This window comes from Acidithiobacillus sp. TH-A36 (assembly GCF_057473445.1).
Genome location: NZ_JBYCKP010000214.1, coordinates 1 through 1,751, shown reverse-complemented (window position 1 = coordinate 1,751; position 1,751 = coordinate 1). Strand labels below are relative to the sequence as shown.

2 protein-coding genes are annotated in these 1,751 nt (G+C 54.9%); both read right to left on the bottom strand.

Annotated elements, in window-relative coordinates; all coding sequences use genetic code 11:
• On the bottom strand, positions 1-872 hold an 872-nt coding region (gene ovoA / locus AC2VLY_RS05620), incomplete at its 3' end, for a 5-histidylcysteine sulfoxide synthase (RefSeq protein ID WP_486921912.1).
• A 93-nt stretch (positions 873-965) separates the two neighbouring features.
• A partial coding sequence (locus tag AC2VLY_RS05615; protein ID WP_486921911.1) for an AbrB family transcriptional regulator occupies positions 966-1,751 on the bottom strand: 786 nt, incomplete at its 5' end.

The window sequence follows — 1,751 nt, the reverse complement described above, 5'->3', positions numbered from 1 at the left end:
TCTTCGGCAATCAGACGCAAGCGCCATCCTTCAGCATCGGGCACCCAAAATGGCGGATGTTCAGCGCGACTGAAGCGCCGCCAGCCATCACCCTCTTCATCCCACCAGTCGGGATTGTGGTAACCACCGTCTTCGACAAAGGCAAGAAATTCCTGGTTACTGACCAGAAATCTGGCGGCGGCAAAAGGCTGCAGTTCATGTTGACGGTTCCCATACTCGTTGTCCCAGCCATATTGGCGGTCATCTTTTGTCTTGCCCAGCTTGACCAGACCACCGGGTACGGGCAGCAGAGCATTTTGTGGGGCCGTACCGGCCTGATCCCAGGGTGCAAAGGCGGCTACCGGGCTGACCCGGGAAAGTGGCAACTGGCGCATCAGGACCGAGCTGGTTTCCAGATGAATGTTTTCGTGTTCGATGCCCATCAGGATGACCCACCAGGGTGAATCCCAGGTAATGGGGAGAGTCAGGGGTAACTCCGAAATGAGTCTATCCACCATATTCCGTACCTCCTGGCGATAAAGGCGGACGGCTTCAGGGGTAGGCCAGTCATAATGGGTTTCGTCCAGATCATCCCAGGACATTTCATCAACGCCGACGGCAAATACGGATTCCAGATGCGGGTCGAGACGGGCTTCAATCAGTCCCGCAAATTGCAATTTGTTCACATAAAAAGTAGCGGTATGCCCGAAGTAAAATATCAGGGGATGCCGCAGAGGAATGGCTTTTTCCACCCAGGCAGCAGAGTCCTGCAAGTGATCAAACAAGGATTCATACAAAGAGAAGGTTTCATGGAAAACCCTGCGAATTTCTTCCCGTTTTTGTTCAGCATTCTCACCGTCCAGACGAAGTGGAGTAATGCGTGTACGCGCCATGATTGCTCCTTTTAAATCATTTCTGTTTGTCATCCCTAGTCTAACACAAGATACCGTCCGGTCGGATGCTTGGGAAGGGCCTGAAAAACAGGGTCAGGTGTTGCGCGCAGGGTCCAGTAATTTGCGCACCAGCGGCGGCATGATCAGCAGCATCATCAACAAGCGAATGAGGTGGGCACCGAGGACAAAAAGGACATTACCGTGAGCTGCCATGCTGACGGCAACTGCTGCATATAGGGCACCGGGTGCGGTCGCCAGATAACCATCCAGATCACTGACGCCGACCAGATGCGCGAGGAGAACACCGAGCAGGGCGCAGCACAGGTTCAGGACGAGAATAATGAGCAAAGCACGGGGGATCAGGCGTAAGTGCAGACGAAGGCGGCTTATGGACAATTGCAGCCCGGCCTGCCAGCCAATCAGCAAATAGGCAGTTTCCAGAAGCGGACCAGGAAGCGCCCGGGTCGGATGGACGTGAAGCAAAGTCAGCAGGATGGTGAGCAGCAAAGGCCCCAACAAATAGGGCGCAGTGATATGGATTTTTCGCGCCAACCAGATACCGAAAGGGGCTCCCGGCAGCAGCAACAGGAGGCTTCCTGCCCAGGATGCGGGTAAATGCGCGTCCGCCAAAGTCGCCGTATTTGCGCTGTGATCATGAAAAACGAAAAGAACCACCAGAGGCAGACTGATCATGACCAGAATGACGCGCAGGTATTGCATGATCGCCACCAGTCCTACATCGGCCTCGAATTCCAGGGCAATGGCGGTAATTCCGGCGGCCCCTCCTGCAGTCATGGACAGCAGACCGGTACTGGCTTTGATCTGCGTCCAGCGGCTGAAGAGCAAACCAGAAGCCAGGCTCAAAATCAGGGTGCCAGC